Origin of the sequence: Streptomyces sp. NPDC127106 (genome assembly GCF_042677605.1) — a bacterium.
Taxonomy (GTDB): domain Bacteria; phylum Actinomycetota; class Actinomycetes; order Streptomycetales; family Streptomycetaceae; genus Streptomyces.
In genome coordinates, this window is the sequence record NZ_JBHXTC010000061.1 from 17,287 (window position 1) to 43,014 (window position 25,728).

Sequence of the window (25,728 nt, forward strand, 5' to 3'; positions counted from 1 at the left end):
GGATGCCCTGATGCCGGGCGTCCCGTGTGCGTGTGACCATCGGTGACATGCCCGTTTCCGCCGCCCCGCGCACCCCGCACGCCCAGGATCCCGACGAAGCGCCGCAGCGCAGGCTCTACCGCAGCGCCGACGGCCGGATGCTCGGCGGTGTCGCGCGCGGCCTGGCCGGGCACCTCGGGCTCCCCGTGGTCTGGGTGCGGCTCGCCTTCCTCGGCCTGTTCCTGTGGGGCGACGGGCTCGGCGTCCTGCTGTACGCCGCGTTCTGGGTCTTCGTACCGCTCGGCGTCGGCGGCCGCACCGCGCACCGTTCCTTCTTCGACAGCCTCACCGACGGCAGCGGGCGCCTGCGCCGGCCCGACAAGGGCCAGGTCGGCGCACTGATCGCGCTGTGCGTCGGCACGGGCATCTTCATCGCCAAGGTCCAGGACGACGGCGCCTCCGGCCGCTACGTGTGGCCGACCCTGCTCGTCGGTGCCGGTGTGGTCCTCGTCTGGCGGCAGGCCGACAACGCCCGGCGGGCGCACTGGGGGGCCGCCGCCGGCCGCAACGCGCGGATGCTGCACCTCGCCCGCGGCCTCGCCGGCGTCGCCCTCGTCGGTGTCGGCCTCACCGTCTTCATCGTCGTCCGCGGCTCGGCCGCCCAGCTCGGCAACGTCCTGACCGCCGCCCTCGCCGTCCTCGTCGGCATCGCGCTGCTCGCCGGCCCCTGGCTGATCCGGATGACCCAGGACCTCTCCGAGGAGCGCCTGATGCGCATCCGCGCCCAGGAGCGCGCCGAGGTCGCCGCCCACGTCCACGACTCCGTGCTGCACACCCTCACCCTGATCCAGCGCAACGCGGAGGACGTCGGCGAGGTGCGCCGCCTCGCCCGCGCGCAGGAGCGGGAGCTGCGCAACTGGCTGTACAAGCCCGAGGGCACCGGCAAGGACGAGGCCGAGGAGCCCGCCACCCTCGCGGAGGCCGTGAAGAAGACCGCCGCCGAGGTGGAGGACCACCACGGCGTCCCCATCGAGGTCGTCGTGGTCGGCGACTGCCCCCTCGACGAGAAGCTGGGTGCGCAACTGCAGGCCGCGCGCGAGGCGATGGTCAACGCCGCCAAGTACGGTGGCGACGGAGGCCCGGTGCAGGTCTACGCCGAGGTGGAGGGGCAGCGCGTGTTCGTCTCCGTCCGGGACCGGGGGCCGGGCTTCGACATCGACGCGGTACCGGACGACCGCATGGGCGTACGAGAATCGATCATCGGCCGGATGCAGCGCAACGGAGGGACCGCACGGCTGCGGTCCGCACCCGACGGCGGCACGGAAGTCGAACTGGAGATGGAGAGGGCGGCGAAGGCGGCATGAACGGGCTGAACGGGAAGAACGACGCGGGCGCGCAGGCGCAGGGGCAGGACGGCGGCGCGGCGGACCGCCGGGTCCGGGTGGTCCTCGTCGACGACCACCGCATGTTCCGCGCGGGCGTGCAGGCCGAGATCGGGGACACGGCCGTCACCGGTGTCGAGGTCGTCGGCGAGGCCGCCGACGTCGACCAGGCCGTCACCGTCATCACCGCCACCCGGCCCGAGGTGGTCCTCCTCGACGTGCACCTCCCCGGCGGCGGCGGGGTCGAGGTGCTGCGGCGCTGCGCCCCGCTGATGGCGGCGGCCGAGCGCCCGGTGCGCTTCCTCGCCCTGTCGGTGTCGGACGCGGCCGAGGACGTGATCGGTGTCATCCGGGGCGGTGCGCGCGGCTATGTGACGAAGACCATCACCGGCACCGACCTGGTGGACTCGATCTTCCGGGTGCAGGACGGCGACGCCGTGTTCTCGCCGCGGCTCGCGGGCTTCGTCCTGGACGCCTTCGCCTCGACCGACGCGCCGCCGGTCGACGAGGACCTGGACCGGCTGACCCAGCGCGAGCGCGAGGTGCTGCGGCTGATCGCGCGCGGGTACGCGTACAAGGAGATCGCCAAGCAGCTGTTCATCTCGGTCAAGACGGTCGAGTCCCACGTCTCGGCGGTCCTGCGCAAACTCCAGCTGTCGAACCGGCACGAGCTGACCCGCTGGGCCACCGCCCGACGTCTCGTCTGAGGCGTTCCGCACGGTCTGTGACGCATGCCGCAGGCGGGGCGCGGAACCCGGGCAGTGCGCGCCGCCCTCTAGGCTGGCGTGATGAGCTTGACCGGGACCCCCCTCTTCGCGACGGTGATCGCCCTGACGGCGATCGCCGTCATCCTGCCGCTGGCCGTGTGGAGCAAGGTGCGCGGCCCGGCCGCCGTGCGGATCCTCACCCGTGCGCTGATGATGGTGTTCGCCCAGGTCACGGCCATTGCTCTGGTGTTCATCGGCGTCAACCGGGAGCAGAACTTCTACACCACCTGGGGCGACCTGCTCGGCACGAGCGACTACGTGCAGGCTGCGAACGACCTCGGCCCGGACGGGCTCGGCGGCAAGAAGATCGAGACGGCGCCGAAGGTGCTCCAGGAGTGGCAGCCGGTCGACGGTCTCGGCGGCCGGGTCAAGAAGACCGAGCTCGACGGCAAGATTTCCGGGGTCAAGGGCGACGTCATGGTGTGGCTGCCGCCGCAGTACGACGACCCGGCGTTCAAGGACAAGAAGTTCCCCGTCGTCGAGCTGATCCCGGGCATACCCGGGACCGGCAAGTCCTGGTTCCAGGGGCTCAAGGCGCACGAGGTGCTGGAGCCGCTGATGAAGAGCGGCAAGGTGGCGCCGTTCATCCTCGTCTCGCCGCGCGCCATGCTGCTGGGGAACGCCGACACCGGCTGCGCCAACCTCCCCGGCAAGGTCAACGCCGACAGCTGGTTCAGCGTCGACGTCCGCAAGATGGTCCTCGACAACTTCCGGGCCTCGGACGAGCCCCGCACCTGGGGCATCGCCGGTTACTCGGCCGGCGCGTACTGCGCCGCCAAGCTGGCGATCTCCCACCCCGACCGGTACAGCGCCGCCGTCTCCCTGTCGGGCTACAACGACCCGGGCCAGGAGCCGTCCTCGCTGGTCGCCCAGGACCCGGAGCTGCGTCGCACCCACAACCTGAAGGCGGTCCTCCAGGCCGCACCCACCCCGCCGGCGGTCTCGCTGTGGATGTCGGGGGCCGAGCACGACGGCTACCTGTCCGGCACGGACCTCAAGGCACTCGCGCAGAGCCCCACCGTGGTGCACGCGGAGAAGGTCGTCGGCGGCCACAACCTCGAAACGTGGTCGAAGCAGCTGCCCCAGGCCTTCGGCTGGCTGAGCACCCAGGTCAAGACGCCGTAGCAGCCGGCCCCGGTGGCGGCGCCGACCGTGGTGGCTACGCGGGGCGGGTCGCACCGGCCCAGGGCATGGAGTCGACCGGGGCGACGCGGACCGTCGAGCCCGGGCGGGGGGCGTGGATCATCTGGCCGTTGCCGATGTACAGGCCGACATGGGTGACCCCGGGGTAGAAGAACACCAGGTCGCCCGGGGCCAGCTCGCCGCGGGAGACCCGCCGGCCGGTGTTGATCTGGGTGTAGGTGGTGCGGGGGAGGGAGACCCCCGCCGAGCGGTACGCGGCCTGGGTCAGCCCGGAGCAGTCGTAGCCGCTCGGGCCCGTCGCGCCCCAGACGTACGGCTTGCCGATCGCCCCGTGCGCGAAGGCGATGGCGCGGGCGGCGCGGCTGCCGTCGGACGGGGCCGGCCGGGCCGGGGTGCGCGCGCCGGTGGGGGCCGCTTCGCCGGCGCCGGTCGGGGCCTCGTACGCGGTCCGCTCCTCGGCCGTGAGCCGGGCCAGCAGCTGCGTGGCGGCGTCGAGCTTCCCCTCGACGGCGGACTTGTGCGCGGCGAGCTCGGCCTGCCCGGCCCGGAGCTCGGCGAGGTGCCCGGCCGCCCGGTCGCGCAGGGCACCGACCTCGTCCAGCTGTCGGCGTACGGAGGCGATGTCGGCGGCGCTGCGGTCGCCGGCCCGGGTCAGGAGCGCGGCCCGGGCCAGGTAGTCCTGCGGGTCCTCCGCCATCGCCAGCTGCACGGCCGGCCCGAGGCCCCCGCTGCGGTACTGGCCGGCGGCCAGGGAGCCGAGGGCCCGGCGGGAGGCGTTCAGCCGGTCGGTCCGGCGGGCGGTCTCGTCGCGCAGCTCGTTCAGCGCGCGCTGGGCCTCGTCGGCCTTCTCCTTCGCCCCGTTGTACCGCTCGGTGGCGGCCTCCGCCTCCTCGTAGAGCCGGTCGACGTCCGCCTTGATCTGGGAGGGCGTGCGCTGCGGCTCGGCCTGGGAGGTGCCTTCGAAGGCGGTGGCGGTGGCAGCGCCCGCGAGGGCGAGGGTGGCGGCGGTGCGTACGGTGCCGCCGCGAAGCGGGCGCTGCCGGGGCTTTCGATGACTGGCCACGAGGGCCTCACGTCCTTCCTCCGTCGGGGCTCGGAGGAGGACGCTAGACCGCGGGGTAACGGTCGGATGACGAGATGAACGCAAATGCCACGTCGTGATCCGGAGGTGTCGCCTTCGGATCAGGTCCAGAGGGTGGCGATGAAGATGTTGACCACGGTCAGGCCGCCGACCGCGCCGAAGACCGCCTTGTCGACCTGCTCCTCGTCGCGCTTGACGTAGACGAGCGCGAGGACGACGAAGAGGACGGCGAGCTTCACGCCGATCTTGATGTGGTTGACGCTGCCGCCGTCCATCTCGCGGAAGCCGACCAGCAGGACACCGGTCACCAGCATCGTCAGGGCGCCGTGCAGCATGGCGGGCACGAAGCGGGCGGTGCCTGCGCTCATCGCCTTCATCTGGGTCAGGAAACCGCCGAGGAGCGAGGCGATTCCGATGATGTGCAGGCCGACGAAGGCGTTGATGAGTACGTCCATGCGGCTGAGCGTACGGGGGCCGTCCTTCAGCCCAGGAAGTGGGTCAGCTCTTCCACGACCGCCTGCGGATCCTCCTCGGGGAGGTAGTGCCCGCTGCCGTCGATGCGCACGACGCGGGTGTCGGTGCCGAGCGCCGGGACGGACTTCGCGAGGTGCTCGTAGTTGCTGCGTTCGCCACCGAGGGCGAGGAGCGGCGCGGTCACCGGGGCGTACGTCGCGAGGTCGGCGATGTCCTGGCCGAAGGCGCGGTACCAGTCGTTGCCGGCGCGGATCGCCTCCGGGGTGTCGTAGGCGCGGGCGTACACCGCGCGGGCGTGCTCGTCGATGTCCTCCGGGCGGCTGGTCATGGCACCGAAGAGCCAGTCCAGCAGGACGCGGTAGCGGCCGGCGAGCAGCTGCTCGGGCAGGCCGTGGACCTGGTTGAACGCGAACCACCACAGGTGCCGGAGGTCCTCACGGGGGAGCAGGGGCATGGCCGCCCAGCCCTCGTCGGGATGGGAGACGTCCAGGAGGGCGACCTTGCGGGTGGCTTCCGGGTGGTTGGCGGCGAAGGCGTACGCCACCATCGCGCCGATGTCGTGGCCGACGACGTGCGCGGACTCGATGCCGAGCCGGCCCAGCAGCCCGTGGACGTCGCGGGCCAGCGTCTTCTTGTCGTAGCCGCCCTCCGGCTTGGCGGAGCCGCCCATGCCGCGCAGGTCGACGGCGATCACGCGGTACCGGCGGGCCAGGTCCGGCAGCACCTTGCGCCACTGCCACCAGGTCTGCGGCCAGCCGCCGAGCAGCACCAGGGGCGCGCCGGCGGGGTCGCCGCCCTCGACGTGGTGCAGGCGGATGCCGTCGACGTCGGTGTGGCGGCTGGTGAAACCGCCGTCGAGGGAGGCGGCGAGGGCGGCGTCGTCGAGGGCGGCGATGTCGAGGGCGGCGAAGTCGACGGGGGTGGTGCGGGGCATGGGGGTGTCCTCCGTGGGCAGGCGGGATCCAGCAATCGTTCGAAGATTTCGTACGATCATGGAGATGACTGTACGAGATCCTCGAACGATCAGGCAATGGGTTGACGGAGGGCTGCGTACAGTGAGGGCATGGCCGCCGCTGCAGAGCTGACCCATCCCGACGCCGACAGCCTCGAACTCGCCGAGGTCCTCGCGGCCCTCGGGCACCCCGTCCGGCTGGAGATCGTCCGCAGGCTCTCCTCCGGCGAGGAGGCCTACTGCGGAGAGGTCGTCCCCGACCTGCCCAGGTCGAGCGTCACGCACCACCTCAAGACGCTGCGCGAGAGCGGCGTCATCTGCCAGCGCCCCCAGGGCCGCCGCCTCTACCTCGTCCTGCGCCGCGAGGACCTGGAGCGGCGCTTCCCCGGCCTGTTGGCGCTCGTCACAGGCTGATCCGGCCCCGGCTGTCCCCGCGGGCCCCTAGACTCGGAAGGCGATGAGCAGCCTCTTTGACGACAGCTTCCTGGCGGACCTCACCCCCTCCGACGAGGTCCCGCCGCCGCCCGAGGAGTACGAGGACGCGCACGCCCCGGAACCGGGGGCGGACGACCTCTTCGAGGGCCACTTCGACGCGCCCATGAGCGGTGACGCCTACTACCGCGACGGCACGCCGAAGCCGGTCATCGACCCGGCGGCACTCCTGGACGGGCTGAACGAACAGCAGCGCGCGGCCGTGGTGCACGCGGACTCCCCGCTGCTGATCGTGGCCGGCGCCGGCTCGGGCAAGACCCGCGTGCTGACCCACCGCATCGGTCACCTGCTGGCCGCGCGCGGTGTCCACCCCGGCCAGATCCTGGCGATCACCTTCACCAACAAGGCCGCCGCCGAGATGAAGGAGCGCGTCGAGGGCCTGGTCGGCCCGCGCGCGAACGCCATGTGGGTGTCCACCTTCCACAGCGCGTGCGTGCGCATCCTGCGCCGCGAGTCCAAGCGGCTCGGCTTCACCTCGTCCTTCTCGATCTACGACGCCGCCGACTCCAAGCGCCTGATGGCGCTCGTCTGCCGCGACCTGGACCTGGACCCGAAGAAGTTCCCGCCCAAGTCCTTCAACGCCAAGATCTCGAACCTCAAGAACGAGCTCATCGACGAGGACGCCTTCGCCGCACAGGCCGCCGACGGCTTCGAGAAGACCCTGGCCCAGGCGTACGCCCTGTACCAGGGGCGGCTGCGCGAGGCCAACGCGCTCGACTTCGACGACATCATCATGACCACCGTCCACCTGCTCCAGGCGTTCCCGGACGTCGCCGAGCACTACCGGCGGCGCTTCCGGCACGTCCTCGTCGACGAGTACCAGGACACCAACCACGCCCAGTACACGCTGGTGCGCGAGCTGGTCGGCCCCGGCTACCCCGACCTGCCGCCGGCCGAGCTGTGCGTGGTGGGCGACGCCGACCAGTCGATCTACGCCTTCCGCGGCGCGACGATCCGCAACATCCTCCAGTTCGAGGAGGACTACAAGGACGCGACGACGATCCTGCTGGAGCAGAACTACCGCTCCACCCAGACGATCCTCTCCGCCGCCAACGCGGTCATCGAGCGCAACGAGAACCGCCGCGCCAAGAACCTGTGGACCGACGCCGGCTCCGGCGCCGTCATCACCGGCTACGTCGCCGACACCGAGCACGACGAGGCCCAGTTCGTCGCCGACGAGATCGACCGCCTCACCGACGCCGGCCGGGCGAAGGCGGGAGACGTCGCGATCTTCTACCGGACCAACGCCCAGTCGCGTGTGTTCGAGGAGGTCTTCATCCGCGTCGGTCTGCCCTACAAGGTCGTCGGCGGGGTCCGCTTCTACGAGCGCAAGGAGGTCCGCGACGTCCTCGCGTACCTGCGCGTCCTCGCGAACCCGGAGGACAACGTCCCGCTGCGCCGGATCCTGAACGTACCCAAGCGCGGCATCGGCGAGCGGGCGGAAGCGATGGTCGACGCCCTCGCCCTGCGCGAGAAGATCACCTTCCCGCAGGCGCTGCGGCGCGTGGACGAGGCGTACGGCATGGCCGCGCGCTCCACCAACGCGGTGAAGCGGTTCAACGTGCTCATGGAGGAGCTGCGCACGATCGCCGAGTCCGGCGCGGGCCCGGCGGTGGTGCTGGAGGCGGTCCTGGAACGCACCGGCTACCTCGCCGAGCTCCAGGCCTCGACCGACCCGCAGGACGAGACGCGGATCGAGAACCTCCAGGAACTCGCGGCGGTGGCCCTGGAATTCGAGCAGGCGCGCTCGGAAGACAACCCCGGGACCCTCGCCGAGTTCCTGGAGCAGGTCGCGCTCGTCGCCGACTCCGACCAGATCCCCGACGAGGACACCGAGGGCACCGGCGTCATCACGCTGATGACCCTGCACACGGCCAAGGGCCTGGAGTTCCCGGTGGTCTTCCTGACCGGCATGGAGGACGGCGTCTTCCCGCACATGCGGGCACTTGGCCAGACCAAGGAGCTGGAGGAGGAGCGGCGCCTGGCCTACGTCGGCATCACCCGGGCCCGCGAGCGCCTGTACCTGACCCGCTCCTCGATGCGCAGCGCCTGGGGCACGCCCTCGTACAACCCGCCCTCGCGGTTCCTCGAGGAGATCCCGGCGCAGTACCTGGAATGGAAGCGCACGGGCGCCGCGCAGAAGCCGGCCGGCCCGATGCGGGGCACGGGCTCCGGCTACGGGTCGGGCAAGGCCTCGTTCGGCACCTCCCCGGAGGCCTTCCTCTCCTCCTCCCGTACGCGGTCGGGGCCGTCCGGCTTCGCGACGCGCCGGGCCGCCGACAAGCCGGTCGTGGCGCTGGCGGTCGGGGACCGGGTCACGCACGACCAGTTCGGGCTGGGCACGGTCCAGCAGGTCACGGGTGCCGGGTCGGACGCCCAGGCGACCATCGACTTCGGGGACGGCAAGCCGAAGCGGCTGCTCCTGCGCTACGCACCGGTGCAGAAGCTCTAGCGGGCGCCGGGCCCCGCGGGCCGCGGTGCCCGTGGGGCCGGGCCCCGGGGGGCCGGGTGCACGTGGGGCCCGTGGGGCCGTGCGTGCGCTCGGGGCGTCGGCTCAGTTGGGGTTGAGACCGTGGCTGCGCAGCCAGGCCGCGGGGTCGACCGCGGACCCGCCGCCGGGCCGGACCTCGAAGTGCAGGTGCGGGCCGGTGGAGTTGCCCGAGTTGCCGGAGTACGCGATGACGTCGCCGGCCTTGACCTTGCCGGACCGGATCTTGGTGCTGCCCAGGTGGCAGTACCAGGTCTCGGTGCCGTCGGGGGACGTCACTATCGCCATGTTGCCGTAGGCGCTGTTCCACTGGGTGCGTACGGTCCCGTCGGTGGCCGCCATGACCGGCGTGCCGTAGCCCACCGGGAAGTCGATGCCGGTGTGCACGGACATCCACATGCCGCCGGCCTGGCCGAAGCTGGCACTCAGGCCGTGCTGCGCCACGGGGAGGGCGAACTTGGGGCGGGCCGCCTCCTTGGCCGCCTCTTCGGCCGCCTTCCGCTTGCGCTCCTCGTCCTGGCGCTGGCGCAGGTCGATGCGTTCCTGGGTGCGGCTCGCGCGGTCCGCGAAGTCGCCCGCGTCGGCGCTGAGCGCCTCCAGCTGGGTGTCGAGCTTGCTGTTGGCGGCCACCGGCTTGACCGACGCCGGGTCCGGCGCGGCCACCGTCGTGGTGTCCTCGGCGGGCTTGTCGCCGCCGGTGAGGCCGCCGACGGAGGCGGCCGCGACACCGGCGATGCCCATCACGCAGGCCGAGGGAACGGCCACCGTCAGCAGGGCGGAACGCTTCGCCGGGGTGCGGCGGCGGCTGTTGCCGGAGGGGTGCGGGGCCTTGGCCTTGGCGCCGGCGCGGCGCGAGGCGCGCGGCCCGGACGGCGAGCCGGCCGGGGAAGCCGCCGGGGTGACGGGCATGGCCTGGGTGGGCATGTCGTGAACCGGTCCGGCGACGAGGCCGAGGTCCGACTCCGCATCGAGGTCCAGGTCCAGGTCTAGGTCCGCGCCCGGATCCGGGGCCTGGTGGTCCGAGTCCAGGGCCGCGTCGGCGGCCTCGTCGCCGAGGGCCTCGAAGACGGCCGTCTCGGTGTACGCGTCGGCGGCGACGGCGGCGGACTCCTGGTAGGCGTACGCCGGCTGCGGCTGCGGCTGCGGCTGCTGCTCGAACTCGAACGAGAACGTCTGGGTCTGCTGCTGGTCCTGCGGGACCGTGTTCCAGGCGGTGGCGTCGTACGAGCCCGTCTCGGTGCCGGTGGTGCCGTAGCCGGGCATCGCCCACTGGCCGGTCTGCTCGTAGCCGAACGCGGCGGCGGTGGACTGGTAGTCCGGGGTCTGCGTCGTCCAGGCGGTGGTGTCCCACTGGCCCGTGCCCGCGGCGGTGTCCGCGGAGGCGCCCTGGGCGGGGACGGTCGGCAGGTAGCCGTCCTGGGGGTAACTGCCCTGCGAGGCCCAGGCGGTGGTGTCGTACGAGCCGGTGTCGTACGCGCCGTACGAGGTGTAGGCGTACCCCTGACCCTGCGTTTCGTAGGAGGCGTAGGACGAATCGCCGGCGAAGGTGCTGGTGGAAAGGCCGTCGTACCCGGACTCGGGATACAGGCCCGACGAGGGGCGGTCGTTCACCAACTTCTCTTTCGCCTCGGCAGTGGGGGCCTGGGTGGCCAGGGATCGGGGGGTTCCCTGGGGAGAGCAGTGGCGTGACTGTACCCGGCGGTCACTGGCCACGACAATCTTCGGCGGGCTCCGAGCTGAGCGGAACCGGGCATTCGGCCGTGTTTCGGTCGCTTCCATGCGCAGCCTTGGCCTTGAGTTCGAAATTCGTTCGACTCCGGTCCGGTTGGTGTTCATGCGACGGAGGCGGCGTCCTCCGGGGGTTCGACGGCTGCCGGACCAGGTCCGTCGAGGGCGCGCAGGACGGCTGTCGCGACGGCCGGGTGGGCCGCCAGCGCGAGGTGCCCGATCCCCGTGACCTGGATGTTCTCGGCGCGCAGGTCCGGATGCTCGATGCGGGCCGTCCCGGGCGGGTCCATCAGCTCGTCGAACTCGGTCCAGAACGCCACGCATCGGGTGCGGCATCCGGGCGCGGGCGCGCGGAGCTCGGCGATGACCGGGGAGTCCGGGCGGATCTGGCGGACCAGCGGGTGCGCGTCCATGAAGGGGGCGATCCGCGTACCGGAATGCGGCGTGCCGAGCGTGACGAGGGTGCCGACGCGGGCGTCCCCGCCGAGGCGCTGGACGTAGTACCGGCCGACCAGTCCGCCCAGACTGTGGCCGACCAGGTCGATCTGCTCCCGGCCGGTGCGCTCGCACAGCTCCTCGACCCGCCGGGCGAGGCTGCGGGCGGCGACGCGCAGGTCGAGGGTGAGGGGCGAGTAGTTGTACGCCTCCACCCGGCGCCCGCCGCCGGCGGTCAGGGCGCGGCGCAGCAGGACGAAGACGGACCGGTTGTCGCTGAACCCGTGCAGCAGCAGCACGGGCGGTCGAGGACCGCAGTCCCCCGCCGCATGCCGCTCCTGCCGGATCCCCGTCGGGTAGTGCAGCAGATGGGCGCCGAACAGGACCGCCTCGAGGACCCCGGCCCGCAGGGCGGCGCCCGAGAGCGGCGAGAACGGCGAGAACGGCGCGTATCCGGATCCGGATACGGGTGTGGACAGCCCCATCGACGGCCTCCCCTGGCCTCCCCATGACCGTGAACGGGACTGCGGCCGGCCGCGCCGCCGCGCCGTGCGGCTGTCGGTACGGTGGCGCGGCGATCTGGTGCGGTGCGGCTCCTGGCGGTGAATCACGCCGTCCCACGTGTGATTTCCCCCTCCTGCTTGACCGCGAAACGGTGGCGTGCGCGATGCTGTACTTAACGTTCGTTCACTCAGGAGGCAGTGCGATGGGTGTGACCGGTCCGATCCGTGTGGTGGTGGCCAAGCCGGGTCTCGACGGCCACGACCGTGGCGCGAAGGTGATCGCCCGCGCCCTGCGGGACGCCGGCATGGAGGTCATCTACACGGGCCTGCACCAGACCCCCGAGCAGATCGTGGACACCGCGATCCAGGAGGACGCCGACGCGATCGGCCTGTCGATCCTGTCGGGCGCGCACAACACCCTGTTCGCCCGGGTCCTGGAGCTGCTGAAGGAGCGCGAGGCCGAGGACATCAAGGTGTTCGGCGGCGGCATCATCCCGGACGACGACATCGCCCCCCTCAAGGAGAAGGGCGTCGCCGCGATCTTCACCCCGGGCGCCACGACGACGTCCATCGTCGACTGGGTCCGCGAAAACATCCGCCGCTGACCCCCGGCCCCGCCGAACCAGGGGCGGTTCCGGCCCCGCCGGCGTTTGAGGCGCGGGGGTGCCAGGGTGCGGGGGGCATAGCCCCCGGAACGGCGCCGCGCCCGGGTACGGCGGGAGCCACCCGGCGGCGGGACCCCCGGCCAGCGGCCCGGCCCGGCCCGGACCGGACCGGCCCGGCCCGGCCCGGTCAGGCGGGCGGGGCCGGAGCCAGTTCGGCGAGCATCGCCGCCCGCAGCCGCAGCGTGGCGACGAGCCGCTGGAACGCCTCGGCCCAGTACGCAGCCGCCCCCGCAGCCCCGTCCTCGGGATACTGCGCCGCTGCGGTGAGCGCCTCCAACCGGCCCGCCTCCGCAGGATCCAGGCACCGCTCCGCCAGACCCATCACCCCGCTGAAGCTCCACGGGTAGCTGCCCGCCTCCCGCGCCGCGTCCAGCGCGTCGACCACGGCCCGGCCGAGCGCCCCCGCCCACGGCACCGCGCACACGCCGAGCAGCTGGAAGGCCTCCGGCAGCCCGTGCGCCCGGATGAACTGCGCGACCCACTCGGCCCGTTTCCCGTCCGGCAGGACCGACAGCAGCTTGGCCCGCTCCGCGAGCGACGCCGTCCCCGGGGCGGTCGCGGGCGGCCCCGACGCCGGGCCGAGCAGCGCCTCGGCCCATTCCGCGTCCCGCTGCCGCACGGCCGCCCGGCACCACGCCGCGTGCAGTTCCTCCCGCCAGCTCTCGCCGTCGGCCACCGGCAGTTCCACGATCCGCTCCGGGCCGAGCCCTCCGAACCGCTCCCGCCAGCAGGACAGCGGCGCCGCCTCCACCAGCTGGCCGAGCCACCAGGCCCGCTCACCGCGCCCGGCGGGGGGCCGTTTCACCACCCCGTCGCGCAGCATCCCCGCATCGCATTCGGTGGGCGGGACCACCCCTCGCGGTCCCACGCAGGCGACGGCCCGTCGTGCCATCCGCCCGGCCAGTGCCGAGTCGGGCAGCGCGGACAGCAATTCGGCGGCCGTCGCCCGGACGTTGCGGCTCCGGTCACCCAGGGCCGCCTCCAGGAACGGCTCGTCCTGCGCGGACAGCCCCACCCGCAGGGAGTCGAGGAACATCAGCCGGTCCTCGGCCCGCTCGGTGGCCCAGGTGCTCGACAGCAGCCGCACGGCCGCGGCCGGCTCGTGGGCCCGTACGGCCCCCAGCAGCGCCACCCGCTCCGCGAACAGCCCCTCCTGCCACAGCTGCTCCACCCCTGCCGCGTCCCCGGGGTCGGGCAGTTCCCCGCCGCCCGCGCCGCCGCGCAGGGCGAACCGCCAGTCGGAGTTGAGCCGGGCCAGCCACAGCCCGCGCGGCCCGGCCAGGGCCAGGGCCTGCGGGCGCAGGTCCGTACGGGCCCGGGCGGCGTCCAGCAGCGCCGGCAGCAGTGCCGCCGGCGCCCGGTAGCCGTGCCGCCCGGCGGCCGCGAGCCACTGCGGCAGCAGTTCCGTCAGGTCCGGGGCGGCCCCCCGCCGCCCGCTGCCGCTGCCCGCGCCGGTCCGCCCGGCCAGCAGCTGCGCGAGCCGCCGCCGGGCCGGTTCCGGCGGCTCCGGCCGCGGGTCGGCCGGAGCCGGCTGCGGCCGCGGGTCGGCCTCGGCGGGCCGCAGCCCGGCCCGGCGGCGTACGGTCTGCACGGCCGCCGCGTCGAGCAGTGCCGCCGGATCGCCCTGCCGCCGCTCGGTGCCCAGCAGCGCGGCGCCGACCAGCTCCTCCCACTCCCCGCATCCCGTGTACTCGGCCGTGGTGGCCATCGGGTCCCTCCCTCTCGGTGCTGTTCCGTGCTCCGGTCCCGCCCCCTCCGCGGGACCGGAGCCGCTCTCGTTCCCCGTGTCCGGCCCTTCAGCTGGCGTGGTTGTCGTTCATGGCAAGCCCCCCGGCTTCTGTGTCGTTCACGCGGACGCCCCCGCGTCCGCGCGCCCCTCCTCGGCCGGCGCCCCCGCGCCGCCCGTCCTTCGTTTCCCCCTGACCGCCTGCCGGCCGTGGTCCCGGCTGGTCAGACCAGCGCGACCGGCTCCGGGCAGCCCGGCTGCCAGGCCGTCAGGGGGGTGAATCCGCGGTGGCCGCATTCGCCGAACACCGTCAGCGGCCCCCCGCCCGACAGTGCGGCCAGCTGCCACAGGCCCGGCCGGGACCGGTTGCCCGCCCCGGCCGGCGGGACCGGCAGGGCGTCGGCGCCCTCCGCATCGGCCAGCTGCCAGCCCAGCTCTCCCGGTATCGGGACCACCGGGCCCAGCACCACCGGCCACGACTCCAGCCACGGGTCCTCCCGCAGCGCAGCCCCGTACGCCTCCAGTGCCGCCCCGGTGCCGATCCCGGCCGGGACCCGGTCGCAGGGCGCGGCCGGAGCGAACCTCTCCCCGAGGTCCGCCCGCAGCCCCGCCGAGCCGGGACGGAAGCGTGCTTCCGCCTCCACCGCCAGGCCGACCGGCAGCGCGAGCGCCGGCGGCCGCCCGGGCGGCCCGAAGTCCAGGACCAGGGCCGGGCGCCCGCTCTCCAGCCCGCGCAGCCATATCCGGCGGGTGGTGAGCCGGCCGTCCGGCGACACCGAGTCGTACTGGGACAACACCAGCCAGCGGTCCCGTACGGCCTCCCCCTCCGCGGCGGTGTTCGGGAGCCCCACCCTGCTCCGTACCGTCGCGGCGAGCGGCTCCGGCAGGCCTGCCACACCGAGCCAGCCCCGGTTCAGCAGGTGCAGCAGCGCGCCCTCCTCCAGCATCCGGGCGGGCCAGCCGGCACCGCAACCGGGTATCGTCCCCAACTCCCTCACGCGCGCCGCCAGTCCGGGCGCCTGGGCGTCGACCATCCGGGCCGCGGTCTCCTCCCAGGGCGCGTATCCCGCCTGTTCCTGCCCGGCGAGTCCGCCGCGGACCAGGTCGGCGAGCCGCTGTTCCAGCTCCGCGACACCCGCGCCGATCCGGGCCGCCCTCCGTTCGGCCCGGCGGCGCGCCGCCTCCGCGTCCGCCGGACCGGCCGACGCGCCCGCCGGGCGGGCGGCCTTCGCAGCCCGTCCGGCCAGCCAGGCCCCGGCCCACTCCGGCGCCTCGGCGGGCTCGCCGAACCCTTCGGCGGCCCAGAGCAGCAGCAGTCCCAGCGCGTGCTTGCACGGGAACTTCCGGCTCGGGCAGGAGCACTTGTACGCGGGGCCGGAGAGGTCCACGACCGTCCGGTACGGCGTGGCCCCGCTGCCCTTGCACAACCCCCACACCGCACCGGAAGCGGAACCTCCGGTCTCGGACCAGGGGCCCGCCCCGCCCAGCTTGGCCCCCGCCTTGCGTGATGCCGCGTCAGGAGCCAGGGCCAATACCTGTTCCGCTGTCCAGCGGACCTGCTGATCGGTCATGGGAACCACCGTAGAGACCCCCACTGACAATCGCTCTGACCTGCAACGACGTTGCCCACAGGGGCTGTTGTCAGTGGCGTGGTGCACCGTGGACAACAGCAGTCGGGAGCGGCTGCCGAGCATCGGAGGGGGACCATGACCACGCACGGGAACGGCACCGGCGCCGAGGCGCTGCGACCGCACGCCGAGGACGCCTTCGCACACGAACTGAAAGCCCTGGCGGCCGCCGACGACCGGCCCCGCCCGGCCCGCTGGAAGCTCTCCCCGTGGGCCGTCGCCACCTACCTCCTGGGCGGCACGCTCGACGACGGAACCGTCATCACACCCAAGTACGTCGGCCCGCGCCGCATCGTCGAGGTCGCCGTCACCACCCTGGCGACCGACCGCGCCCTGCTGCTGCTCGGCGTCCCCGGCACCGCCAAGACCTGGGTCTCCGAGCACCTCGCCGCCGCCGTCAGCGGGGACTCCACCCTGCTCGTCCAGGGCACCGCCGGCACCCCGGAGGAGGCCGTCCGGTACGGCTGGGACTACGCCCGCCTCCTCGCCCACGGGCCCAGCCGCGAGGCGCTCGTGCCCAGCCCGGTCATGCGGGCCATGGCCGAGGGGTCGACCGCCCGCGTCGAGGAGCTCACCCGCATCCCGGCCGACGTCCAGGACACCCTCATCACCATCCTGTCCGAGAAGACGCTGCCGATACCGGAGCTCGGCCAGGAGGTGCAGGCCGTGCGCGGCTTCAACCTCATCGCCACCGCCAACGACCGCGACCGCGGCGTGAACGAGCTGTCCAGCGCGCTGCGCCGGCGCTTCAACACCGTCGTGCTGCCGCTGCCCGCCTCCGCCGACGCCGAGGTCGACATCGTCGCCCGCCGCGTCGACCAGCTGGGCCGCGCCCTCGACCTGCCGGCCCTGCCCGAGGGGCTGGACGAGATCCGCCGCGTCGTCACGGTCTTCCGCGAGCTGCGCGACGGCGTCACCGACGACGGCCGGACGAAGGTCAAGTCGCCGAGCGGCACCCTGTCCACCGCCGAGGCCATCTCGGTCGTCACCCACGGCCTGGCACTGGCCGCCCACTTCGGGGACGGCGTGCTGCGCCCGTCCGACGTGGCCGCCGGGATCCTCGGCGCGGTCGTCCGCGACCCGGCCGCCGACCGGGTGGTCTGGCAGGAGTACCTGGAGGCCGTGGTCCGCGAGCGGGACGGCTGGAAGGACTTCTACCGCGCCTGCCGGGAGGTGACGGCATGAGTCCGGCGGCGCCCGCACGGGGGCCGCTGCTGCTGGGCGTGCGCCACCACGGGCCCGGCTCGGCCCGCGCCGTGCGGGCCGCCCTGGAGGCGGCCCGGCCGGCGGCCGTCCTGATCGAGGGGCCGCCGGAGGGCGACGCACTGCTCCCGCTGGCCGCCGACCCGGCGATGCAGCCGCCCGTGGCCCTGCTCGCACACGCCGCCGACGACCCGGGCCGGGCCGCGTTCTGGCCGCTGGCCGAGTTCTCCCCGGAGTGGGCGGCCATCCGCTGGGCACAGCAGCAGCCCGACCCGGTCCCCGTCCGGTTCATCGACCTGCCCGCCGCGCACACCCTGGCAGCACGGCCGGAGCCGGCGCCGGAGGGGGCGGGGGCCGGGGAGGAGGCCGCCGCGCCCGCCGCGGTACGGCCCGACCCGCTCGCCATGCTGGCCGAGACCGCCGGCTACGACGACCCGGAGCGCTGGTGGGAGGACGTCGTCGAACACCGCGGTACGGGCTCGGAGGCGGCGCCGCGGGACCCGGCGGCCGCGTTCGAGGCGCTCGGCGAGGCCATGGCCGCGCTGCGGGAGGCGCTCGCGGACCGCGAGGACCCCCGGGACCTGGTGCGCGAGGCCCACATGCGGCAGCGGATGCGGACCGCCCGCCGGGAGTTCGGCGACTCCTACGCCGTGGTGTGCGGCGCCTGGCACGTCCCCGCGCTGCGCGCGAGGACCACGGCGGCGGCCGACAAGCGGCTGCTGACCGGGCTGCCCAGGACCAAGGTGGAGACGACCTGGGTGCCCTGGACGCACCGGCGGCTCGCCCGGGCCGGCGGGTACGGGGCGGGCATCGCCTCGCCGGGCTGGTACGCGCACCTCTTCGCCGCCCGGGACCGGCCGGTCGAGCGGTGGCTGACCAAGGTGGCCGGACTGCTCCGGGAGGAGGACCGGCAGGTCTCCACGGCGCACGTCATCGAGGCGGTCCGGCTCGCGGAGACCCTGGCCGCGGTGCGCGGGCGACCGCTGCCCGGGCTGGCCGAGACCCTGGAGGCGGTCCGTGCCGTCATGTGCGACGGCTCCGACGTACCGCTCGCGCTGATCGAGGACCGCCTGGTCGTCGGCGACGTGCTCGGCCGGGTCCCGGACGGCGCGCCCGCCGTGCCGCTCCAGCGGGACCTGACCCGGCAGCAGCGCTCGCTGCGCCTGAAGGCCGAGGCGCAGGAGCGCGAGCTGGAGCTCGACCTGCGCAAGGACACGGACGTGGCCCGTTCCTTGCTGCTGCACCGGCTGCGGCTGCTCGGCATCGACTGGGGCCGGCCCACCGCCTCCCGGGCCGGCACGGGCACCTTCCGGGAGACCTGGCGGCTGTGCTGGGAGCCGGAGCTGTCGGTACGGGTGGCCGAGGCCGGGATCTGGGGCACCACCGTCCTCGCTGCGGCCACCGCCAAGGCGGAGGCGGACGCGGCCGCGGCGGGGGAGCTCGGCGACGTCACCGCGCTGGCCGAGCGCTGCCTGCTGGCGGGGTTGTCCGAGGCGCTGCCCGCGGTCCTGCGGGCCCTCGCCGACCTGGCCGCGCTGGACACGGACGTGGCGCGGCTCGCCAAGGCCCTGCCGGCCCTGGCCCGTTCGCTGCGGTACGGCGACGTCCGCGGCACCGACGCGCCGGCGCTGGGCGCGGTGGCGCGCGGGCTCGCGGAGCGGATCTGCGTGGCGCTGCCGCCCGCCTGCGCCGCCGGCCTGGACGCCGACGCGGCGGCGGAGCTGCGGGGCCACGTGGACGCGGTGCACGGGGCGGTCGGGTTGCTGGAGGACGGCGGCCTGCGCGAGCGCTGGTCGGCGGTGCTGAGGACGCTGGCCGGCCGCGAGTCGGTGCCCGGGCCGATACGCGGGCGGGCGGCCCGGCTGCTGCTCGACGAGGGCCGGTTGCCGGCCGAGGAGACGGCGCGGCTGATGGGGCTCGCCCTGTCGTCGGCGGCCGCCCCGGCCGACGCGGCCGGCTGGATCGACGGCTTCGCCGGGGGCGGCCCGGGCAGCGGCACGCTGCTGGTCCACGACGACCGGCTGCTCGGGCTGATCGACGCCTGGCTGGTCTCGGTGCCCGCCGAGGCCTTCACCGACGTACTGCCGCTGCTGCGGCGGACCTTCGGGGCGTACGAGCCGGGCGTCCGCCGGACCCTCGGCGAACTGGCCCGGCGCGGCCCCGGCGCCCGGCCGGGGGGCGCCGCCCCGGGCGCGGCCCCCGAGGGCTTCGCCCCGGAGCTGGACCCGGCCCGCGCGGACGCCGTCGTGGACCTGGTCCACCTGCTCCTCGCGGGAGCCTGCGCCGCCGCCGGGGCACCCTGACGCCCGCGCCGGCCGGCGGCGCACGGCCGGGGACCGGGCTGCGGGAGGACGCCGGGGACCGGCCTGCGGGAGGACGGCAGGGCGGCGCGGCGGGCGCAGGCACGGCGCCGCGGCGGTGACGGGCGCGGCAGGAAGGGCGGGCGGCCGGGTGGCCGTCGGCGACCAGGACACGAAGGGGGACGGACGGATGAGCGGGACGGGGAACGTGGCGGCGGTGGAGGGAACAGTGGAAGCGGAGCGGCTGCGGCGGTGGCGGCTGGTGCTCGGCGGCGGAGGAGCGGACGGCACCGGGTGCACCCTGACCGGCCGGGACGCCGGGATGGACGCCGCGCTCGGCGCGCTCTACGGCGGCGACGGGGCGGGCAGCGGCTCGCGCCGGCCGGCCGGCGGGGAGCGGTCCGCCGGGCTCGGCGGCTCCGCGCCCTCCGTGGCGCGCTGGCTCGGCGACATCCGCACGTACTTCCCCGGCCCCGTCGTCCAGGTCATGCAGCGCGACGCCATCGAGCGGCTCGGCCTGTCCGCGCTGCTGCTGGAGCCGGAGATGCTGGAGGCCGTCGAACCGGACGTGCACCTCGTCGGCACCCTGCTCTCCCTCAACAAGGCGATGCCCGAGACGACCCGGGAGACCGCCCGGGCCGTGGTCCGCAAGGTCGTCGAGCAGCTGGAGGGGAAGCTGGCCGCGCGGACCAGGGCCACCGTCGCCGGCGCCCTGGACCGGTCCGCGCGGACCAGCCGCCCCCGGCACGCCGACATCGACTGGAACCGCACCATCCGGGCGAACCTGAAGAACTACCTGCCCGAGTACCGCACCGTCGTCCCCGAGCGGCTGATCGGGTACGGCCGTGCGGCCCAATCGGTGAAGAAGGAGGTGGTCCTCTGCATCGACCAGTCGGGCTCGATGGCGGCCTCCGTCGTGTACGCCTCCGTCTTCGGGGCGGTGCTGGCCTCGATGCGGTCGATCGCGACCCGGCTCGTCGTTTTCGACACCGCCGTCGTCGACCTGACGGATCAGCTCGACGACCCGGTGGACGTCCTCTTCGGGACCCAGCTCGGCGGCGGCAGCGACATCAACCGCGCCCTGGCCTACTGCCAGTCGAAGATCACTCGCCCTGCCGACACGGTCGTCGTCCTGATCAGTGATCTCTACGAGGGCGGCATACGCAACGAGATGCTGCGGCGGGTCGCGGCGATGAAGGCGGCGGGGACGGAGTTCGTGGCCCTGCTCGCCCTGTCCGACGAGGGCGCCCCCGCCTACGACCGGGAGCACGCCGCGGCCCTGGCGGCGCTGGGCGTCCCGGCCTTCGCCTGCACGCCCGACCTCTTCCCGGACGTCATGGCGGCGGCGCTGGAGAAGCGGCCCCTGCCGGTGCCCTGACCCGGCGCCGGGGGGACATCGGCGGATCGCACGAATTTGCGGCCGGACGGTGAGCGGATCTGTGACAGGTATCACCGCTCAGGTGTGATCTGCGATTTAGGGACGCAGGTGTCCCGGGGATAACCTGCGAGACGGACATGCCGCGTCCACGGTCACCGTGTGCGCATCCCCTGTGACAGCGCCGTCACGTTGCCCTCCGCGGCACGCCCACGCAGACAACCGCGAACACTGCGAATCTTTGAAGACAAGGGACGGACGCGCGTGGACCTGTTCGAGTACCAGGCGAGGGACCTCTTCGCCAAGCACGGTGTACCGGTGCTGGCCGGTGAAGTGATCGACACGCCTGAGGCGGCTCGCGAGGCCACCGAGCGGCTGGGCGGCAAGTCTGTCGTCAAGGCGCAGGTGAAGGTCGGTGGCCGCGGCAAGGCCGGCGGCGTCAAGCTGGCCGCCACCCCGGACGAGGCCGTCGCCCGCGCGACGGACATCCTGGGCATGGACATCAAGGGCCACACGGTCCACAAGGTGATGATCGCGGAGACCGCTCCGGAGATCGTCGAGGAGTACTACGTCTCCTACCTCCTGGACCGCACCAACCGCACCTTCCTGGCCATGGCCTCGGTCGCCGGCGGCATGGACATCGAGGAGGTCGCCGCGACGACCCCCGAGAAGCTCGCCAAGGTCCCGGTCAACGCCAACGAGGGCGTCTCCATCGAGAAGGCCCGCGAGATCGTCGCCCTGGCGAAGTTCCCCGAGGACGTCGCCGAGAAGGTCGCCGAGGTCCTGGTCACCCTGTGGGACACCTTCGTCGCCGAGGACGCGCTCCTCGTCGAGGTCAACCCGCTCGCGAAGGTCGCCTCCGGCGACGTCATCGCCCTCGACGGCAAGGTCTCCCTGGACGAGAACGCCGAGTTCCGTCAGCCGTCCCACGAGGAGCTCGTGGACAAGGCCGCCGCCAACCCGCTGGAGGCCGCGGCCAAGGAGAAGGGCCTCAACTACGTCAAGCTCGACGGCGAGGTCGGCATCATCGGCAACGGCGCGGGTCTCGTCATGAGCACCCTGGACGTCGTCGCCTACGCCGGTGAGAACCACGGCGGCGTCAAGCCCGCCAACTTCCTGGACATCGGCGGTGGCGCCTCCGCCGCCGTCATGGCCAACGGCCTCGAGATCATCCTCGGCGACCCGGACGTCAAGTCCGTCTTCGTCAACGTCTTCGGCGGCATCACCGCCTGTGACGAGGTCGCCAACGGCATCGTCCAGGCCCTGCAGCTGCTCAAGGACAAGGGCGAAGAGGTCACCAAGCCGCTCGTCGTCCGCCTCGACGGCAACAACGCCGAGCTGGGTCGCAAGATCCTCTCGGACGCCAACCACCCGCTGGTCCAGCGCGTGGACACCATGGACGGCGCGGCCGACAAGGCCGCCGAGCTCGCTGCGGCTGCGAAGTAAAGGGACGAGGTCACAGACTCACCATGGCTATCTTCCTCAACAAGGACAGCAAGGTCATCGTCCAGGGCATGACCGGTGCCACGGGCATGAAGCACACCAAGCTGATGCTGGCTGACGGCACGAACATCGTCGGTGGCGTGAACCCGCGCAAGGCCGGCACCACCGTCGACTTCGACGGCACCGAGGTCCCGGTCTTCGGCTCGGTCGCCGAGGCGATGGAGAAGACGGGCGCCAACGTCTCCGTCCTCTTCGTCCCGCCGGCCTTCGCCAAGGCCGCCGTCGTCGAGGCCATCGACGCCGAGATCCCGCTGGCCGTCGTCATCACCGAGGGCATCGCGGTGCACGACTCCGCCGCCTTCTGGGCGTACGCGACCGCCAAGGGCAACAAGACCCGCATCATCGGCCCGAACTGCCCGGGTCTGATCACCCCCGGCCAGTCCAACGCCGGCATCATCCCGGGCGACATCACCAAGCCCGGCAAGATCGGTCTCGTGTCCAAGTCCGGCACGCTGACCTACCAGATGATGTACGAGCTGCGCGACATCGGCTTCACCTCCGCCGTCGGCATCGGTGGCGACCCGGTGATCGGCACCACCCACATCGACGCCCTGGAGGCCTTCGAGGCCGACCCGGAGACCGAGCTGATCGTCATGATCGGCGAGATCGGTGGCGACGCCGAGGAGCGTGCGGCGGACTTCATCGCGAAGAACGTCACCAAGCCGGTCGTCGGCTACGTCGCGGGCTTCACCGCCCCCGAGGGCAAGACCATGGGCCACGCCCGTTTTCGGCACCTCATTCCAAGCGGGGGGCGAGCCGTGCGGGCCCGGCGGCCGGGTCGGCCCGCAGCTTGTCCTGGAGCTGCCTGCGCTCCTCGGTGAGCTGCTGGGGCCCGCTGAGCGGGGGCACCCCGGACACGCTGACGCCGGGCGCGACGGGAGCCTCGTACCGGGTGGGGGCGGTCGCCAGGGTGTAGGAGGTCGCGACGGCGAGCACCGCGGTCACGCCGACGACCGCCTGCGTCCAGCGCCGGGAGCGGTGCTCGGCGTCGCCGCGGACGGCGGCCGGCGCCCGCGGCACCAGCGGTACGGGCGGCTCCAGGGCGCCGAGCCGCTGCTCCAGCAGGGCGAGCCGTTCCTCGGGCGGTGCGCCGGCCAGTTCGGGGACGCGGGCGGCGAGTTCGTCGTGGGCGTTCAGGAGGCGGATGCCGGCGGCGGGGGTGCTGGCCTCGGTCTCGGCGGCGGTGTCGGGGAGGTCGAGGCCGGCGCCGTGGTAGAGCAGGACGGTGCGGCGGTGGATCGGGGACAGCTCCAGCAGGGCGTCCCGCAGGATCCGGTCGTCCGGGTCCTCCGGGTCGGCCGGGTCGGTCGCGTCCGGGCCCGGATCGGGAGGTTCCTGGACGCCGCGGCGGAACCGGTGCCAGGGGGAGAGGGCGTACTCGTACGCGGCCGCGCGCACCCACCCGGCCGGGTCGGGATCGGTGGCGACCTCGGGCCAGCGCGCCCAGGCCTGTTGGAACGCCCGCTCCACGGCCTCCAGGGCGAGGAACCGGCGCCCGGTCAGCAGATAGGCCTCTCGGACGAGCTGGGGCGCGGCCGCCCGGTAGAGCGCGTCGAACGCCCCGCGGGGTCCCGCGGGGCGCTCTCCGGGCCCGCCCGGCCCGGCAACCGCGCCCGGATCGGCAACGCGGGGCGAACGACCCCGGTCTGACGGGGTGTCCGCCGGAGGCGGGGTCAGGAGGTCGGCGTTCTCCGGCTCCTCGGCGCTTTTTGTCATGCCATGCTCCCGGCGATGCCAAAAAAGTACATAAACGTATTTTTAGCGACACAACGGACATTCGCCTATTAACCGCCCATATCGCGTGTCGTTGTGCACCATGGCGGGGTGACCCAAGCGACCGGACGCGGGGGCCCGTTGCGGCCCGCCCCACGCCACGCCGCGGCCCGGCGCCGCCGCCGCTCACCCGAGGCCGCCGCCTGCGTGCTGGGCGGTGCCCTGGCCGCCGGGCTGGGGCTCGGCTTCCTCGCCGTGCTCGTCATCGTGCTGTGGATCAGCTCCCCGTACCCGGACAGCGGACCCGGCGGGGCCCTGCACCTCGCCGCCGGCCTGTGGCTCCTCGCCCACGGCACCGAACTGGTCCGCTACGACACCCTGTCGGGCGTGCCGGCTCCCGTCGGGGTGACCCCGCTGCTCCTCATCGTGCTGCCGGCGCTCCTCATGCGCCGCGCCGGCCGCCTCGGCAGCGCCTCCGGTGACGCGGGTGCCGCCGCCGGGGGCGATGGCGGCGGCGAGCCGGACGGCGGACTGCCCGCGAGCGCGGTCTTCTCCGCGGTGCTCTGCGGGTACCTGGCCGTCGGCTCCCTCGCCACCGTCTACGCGGCCGGCGGCCCGATGCCCGCGGACCCCCTCAGTGCCGCCTGGCACGTCCCGCTCGTCGCGGTGCTCGCTGCGGGCGCCGGGGTGTGGGCGGCCAAGGGCCGCCCGGTCGGACCGCTGCCGCCGCGGGTCCCCGCGGCCCTGCGCAGGGCCGTCGCGCGCCCCCGTTACGCGGTCGCGCTGCGGGCGGGTGCGGCCGGGGCGCTCGTCCTGGCCGGCGGGGGCGGGCTGCTGGTCGGCCTCTCGCTCGCCTGGCACGGCGCGGAGGTCGAGGACGGCTTCCTGGCGCTGACCGGCGTCTGGTCGGGCCGGTTCGCGGTCCTGCTCCTCGCGCTCGCACTGCTCCCGAACGCGATGGTGTGGGGTGCCGCCTACGCCCTCGGGCCCGGGTTCTCCCTGGGCGGCGGCGTGAGCGCCACCCCGCTCGGCTTCGCCGGGTCACCCGCGCTGCCGGACTTCCCGCTGCTGGCGGCGCTGCCGCCGCAGGGGCCGGGGACCCTGCTGACCTGCGCGACCGCGGTGGTTCCGGTGGCGGCCGGGCTGGTGGTCGGCTGGTTCGCGGTACGCCGGCCGCGTGAGGTCTCGTACGGGGAGACGGCCCTGACGGCGGCGCTCGGGGCGCTGGTGTGCGGGCTGGCGATGGCCGGGCTGGCGGCGGCCTCGAGCGGCCCGCTGGGCTCGGGCGAACTCGCCCACTTCGGGCCCGTGTGGTGGGCGACCGGCGCGGCGGCCTTCGTCTGGATGCTGCTGCCGGCGGTGCCGCTGGCCGTGGCGGTGCATGCCTGGCGGATGCGGCCGGTCCGGCGGGCGGAGCCCGCCGAGGACGACGCATGGCACGCGAGCGGGGTGCGGGAGATCCGCTGGGAGACGCTGCGACAGGCCGCGGGCACCCTGATCCCGGACCTCCCCCCACACCCGGACCACCCCGCGGCCGATGCCGATGCCGAGGATGACCGGCCCCCGGCCGACGCCCCGGCCGACGCCCCGGCCGACGCCCCGGCGGGCGACGGGGCGGCCCCGAAGGCGTCCCCGGCGGCGGCCCGGGACACCGGCCAGGGGCCCTCCGTCCCCGTGCCGTCCCCCGCACCGGCCTCCGACCCGGAATCCATCCCGGCGTCAGACCGGCCGCCCGGCACGGCGAAACGGGCCCGCCCCGTCACCCTCGTGACGGGACTTCACCTGGACCTGACCCCGCTCCCGCCCCCGGTGCGGCAGGTCGCCGCCACGGCACCGCAGGAGCACCCGGTGCCGCCCGTGGCGGGCGCCCGGGTGCTGACCCGGCGCAGGCCCCCGGCCGGGTCGGTTACTGGCGGACCTTGAGGATCTGGCCGAGGGTGTTGTCCGGCAGCAGCGTGTTGCACTGCAGCTCCGCCCTTTTCGTCAGGGCGTCGTCGCGGCAGATGTAGAAGTCCTTGTACGCGAGCTGCACCCCGTACGAGCCCAGCGCGAGCAGGATCGCCAGCGTGGCCGTGACCAGCCCGCTGACCGCCGCCGCCCGCTGGGGGGCCGCCGCCGCCCCCAGGGCCGCGAGCCCGCCCCGGGCCGCCGCCTGCTCCGGGACCGCGCCGCCGCCCGGGCCGCCGCCCGG

Annotated in this window: 19 protein-coding genes and 2 pseudogenes; 12 read left to right on the plus strand and 9 right to left on the minus strand. The window is 74.2% G+C overall.

Annotation, left to right across the window (positions count from 1 at the left end):
• The first annotated feature begins 47 nt into the window (after nt 1–47).
• The 3 genes from ACFVGY_RS32195 (at nt 48) to ACFVGY_RS32205 (ending at nt 3,253) form a co-directional block, all read left to right on the plus strand.
• A complete protein-coding gene (locus ACFVGY_RS32195) occupies nt 48–1,343 on the plus strand; it encodes a PspC domain-containing protein (protein ID WP_385684224.1) in 1,296 nt (431 codons plus the stop codon).
• On the plus strand, nt 1,340–2,068 hold the full coding sequence (locus ACFVGY_RS32200; RefSeq protein ID WP_385684227.1) for a LuxR C-terminal-related transcriptional regulator: 729 nt from the start codon (nt 1,340–1,342) through the stop codon (nt 2,066–2,068). The genes ACFVGY_RS32195 and ACFVGY_RS32200 overlap by 4 nt, the downstream gene beginning before the upstream one ends.
• Nucleotides 2,069–2,149: 81 nt before the next feature.
• Nucleotides 2,150–3,253, plus strand: a complete 1,104-nt coding sequence (locus ACFVGY_RS32205; RefSeq protein ID WP_385684230.1) for an alpha/beta hydrolase — start codon at nt 2,150–2,152, stop codon at nt 3,251–3,253.
• A gap of 34 nt (nt 3,254–3,287) precedes the next feature.
• Here the strand turns inward: ACFVGY_RS32205 and ACFVGY_RS32210 are convergent, their stop codons facing one another.
• The 3 genes from ACFVGY_RS32210 to ACFVGY_RS32220 all read right to left on the minus strand — a co-directional run bounded on the left by ACFVGY_RS32210 (nt 3,288) and on the right by ACFVGY_RS32220 (nt 5,760).
• Entirely contained in the window at nt 3,288–4,334 is a 1,047-nt protein-coding gene (locus tag ACFVGY_RS32210; RefSeq protein WP_385684233.1) for an NlpC/P60 family protein, read from the minus strand.
• 119 nt (nt 4,335–4,453) lie between these two features.
• Nucleotides 4,454–4,807 (minus strand): hypothetical protein, encoded by a 354-nt coding sequence (locus ACFVGY_RS32215; protein ID WP_385684236.1) that lies wholly within the window; start codon nt 4,805–4,807, stop codon nt 4,454–4,456.
• 26 nt (nt 4,808–4,833) lie between these two features.
• Complete coding sequence (locus ACFVGY_RS32220) at nt 4,834–5,760, minus strand: alpha/beta fold hydrolase (RefSeq protein ID WP_385684239.1); 927 nt, start codon at nt 5,758–5,760, stop codon at nt 4,834–4,836.
• 129 nt (nt 5,761–5,889) lie between these two features.
• Between ACFVGY_RS32220 and ACFVGY_RS32225 the strand changes: the two genes are divergently transcribed.
• A complete protein-coding gene (locus ACFVGY_RS32225) occupies nt 5,890–6,192 on the plus strand; it encodes an ArsR/SmtB family transcription factor (RefSeq protein ID WP_385684242.1) in 303 nt (100 codons plus the stop codon).
• Between the two features lie 43 nt (nt 6,193–6,235).
• Nucleotides 6,236–8,722, plus strand: a complete 2,487-nt coding sequence (pcrA, locus tag ACFVGY_RS32230; RefSeq protein WP_385684245.1) for a DNA helicase PcrA — start codon at nt 6,236–6,238, stop codon at nt 8,720–8,722.
• Nucleotides 8,723–8,824: 102 nt separating this feature from the next.
• On the opposite strand, the gene ACFVGY_RS32235 is transcribed toward pcrA, so the two are convergent.
• Both ACFVGY_RS32235 and ACFVGY_RS32240 read right to left on the minus strand, forming a co-directional pair.
• Nucleotides 8,825–10,369: a M23 family metallopeptidase gene (locus ACFVGY_RS32235; protein ID WP_385684247.1), complete on the minus strand. Its 1,545-nt coding sequence runs from the start codon at nt 10,367–10,369 to the stop codon at nt 8,825–8,827.
• 221 nt (nt 10,370–10,590) lie between these two features.
• Nucleotides 10,591–11,406, minus strand: coding sequence for an esterase/lipase family protein (locus ACFVGY_RS32240; RefSeq protein WP_385684250.1), 816 nt, complete (start codon nt 11,404–11,406; stop codon nt 10,591–10,593).
• Between the two features lie 221 nt (nt 11,407–11,627).
• Here ACFVGY_RS32240 and ACFVGY_RS32245 point away from each other — a divergent pair, with 221 nt between their 5' ends.
• Complete coding sequence (locus ACFVGY_RS32245; RefSeq protein WP_385684253.1) at nt 11,628–12,029, plus strand: cobalamin B12-binding domain-containing protein; 402 nt, start codon at nt 11,628–11,630, stop codon at nt 12,027–12,029.
• Nucleotides 12,030–12,216: 187 nt separating this feature from the next.
• Here the strand turns inward: ACFVGY_RS32245 and ACFVGY_RS32250 are convergent, their stop codons facing one another.
• Nucleotides 12,217–13,797, minus strand: coding sequence for a DUF5691 domain-containing protein (locus ACFVGY_RS32250; RefSeq protein ID WP_385684256.1), 1,581 nt, complete (start codon nt 13,795–13,797; stop codon nt 12,217–12,219).
• Nucleotides 13,798–14,039: 242 nt separating this feature from the next.
• Complete coding sequence (locus ACFVGY_RS32255) at nt 14,040–15,386, minus strand: SWIM zinc finger family protein (RefSeq protein WP_385684259.1); 1,347 nt, start codon at nt 15,384–15,386, stop codon at nt 14,040–14,042.
• Nucleotides 15,387–15,521: 135 nt separating this feature from the next.
• Between ACFVGY_RS32255 and ACFVGY_RS32260 the strand changes: the two genes are divergently transcribed.
• The 5 genes and pseudogenes from ACFVGY_RS32260 to sucD form a co-directional block, all read left to right on the plus strand.
• Complete coding sequence (locus ACFVGY_RS32260; protein WP_385684262.1) at nt 15,522–16,628, plus strand: AAA family ATPase; 1,107 nt, start codon at nt 15,522–15,524, stop codon at nt 16,626–16,628.
• Nucleotides 16,625–18,949 carry a DUF5682 family protein gene (locus ACFVGY_RS32265; RefSeq protein ID WP_385684265.1) on the plus strand — a complete coding sequence of 775 codons (2,325 nt, stop codon included), beginning with the start codon at nt 16,625–16,627 and terminating at the stop codon, nt 18,947–18,949. Before ACFVGY_RS32260 ends, ACFVGY_RS32265 begins: the two co-directional genes overlap by 4 nt.
• A gap of 187 nt (nt 18,950–19,136) precedes the next feature.
• The gene (locus ACFVGY_RS32270; RefSeq protein ID WP_385684268.1) at nt 19,137–20,324 is read left to right on the plus strand and encodes a vWA domain-containing protein; all 1,188 of its coding nucleotides are present in this window, start codon (nt 19,137–19,139) and stop codon (nt 20,322–20,324) included.
• Nucleotides 20,325–20,585: 261 nt separating this feature from the next.
• The gene (gene sucC / locus ACFVGY_RS32275; protein ID WP_385684271.1) at nt 20,586–21,767 is read left to right on the plus strand and encodes an ADP-forming succinate--CoA ligase subunit beta; all 1,182 of its coding nucleotides are present in this window, start codon (nt 20,586–20,588) and stop codon (nt 21,765–21,767) included.
• 23 nt (nt 21,768–21,790) lie between these two features.
• Nucleotides 21,791–22,546: pseudogene (gene sucD, locus ACFVGY_RS32280) on the plus strand (succinate--CoA ligase subunit alpha); the annotation flags it as partial.
• Nucleotides 22,547–22,559: 13 nt separating this feature from the next.
• Here sucD and ACFVGY_RS32285 read toward each other — a convergent pair.
• Entirely contained in the window at nt 22,560–23,540 is a 981-nt protein-coding gene (locus ACFVGY_RS32285; protein WP_385684274.1) for a hypothetical protein, read from the minus strand.
• Nucleotides 23,541–23,648: 108 nt separating this feature from the next.
• Between ACFVGY_RS32285 and ACFVGY_RS32290 the strand changes: the two genes are divergently transcribed.
• On the plus strand, nt 23,649–25,460 hold the full coding sequence (locus ACFVGY_RS32290) for a DUF6350 family protein (RefSeq protein ID WP_385684276.1): 1,812 nt from the start codon (nt 23,649–23,651) through the stop codon (nt 25,458–25,460).
• Here ACFVGY_RS32290 and ACFVGY_RS32295 read toward each other — a convergent pair.
• Nucleotides 25,444–25,728 (minus strand): annotated as a pseudogene (locus tag ACFVGY_RS32295) (hypothetical protein); the annotation flags it as partial. The gene ACFVGY_RS32290 and the pseudogene ACFVGY_RS32295 overlap by 17 nt on opposite strands.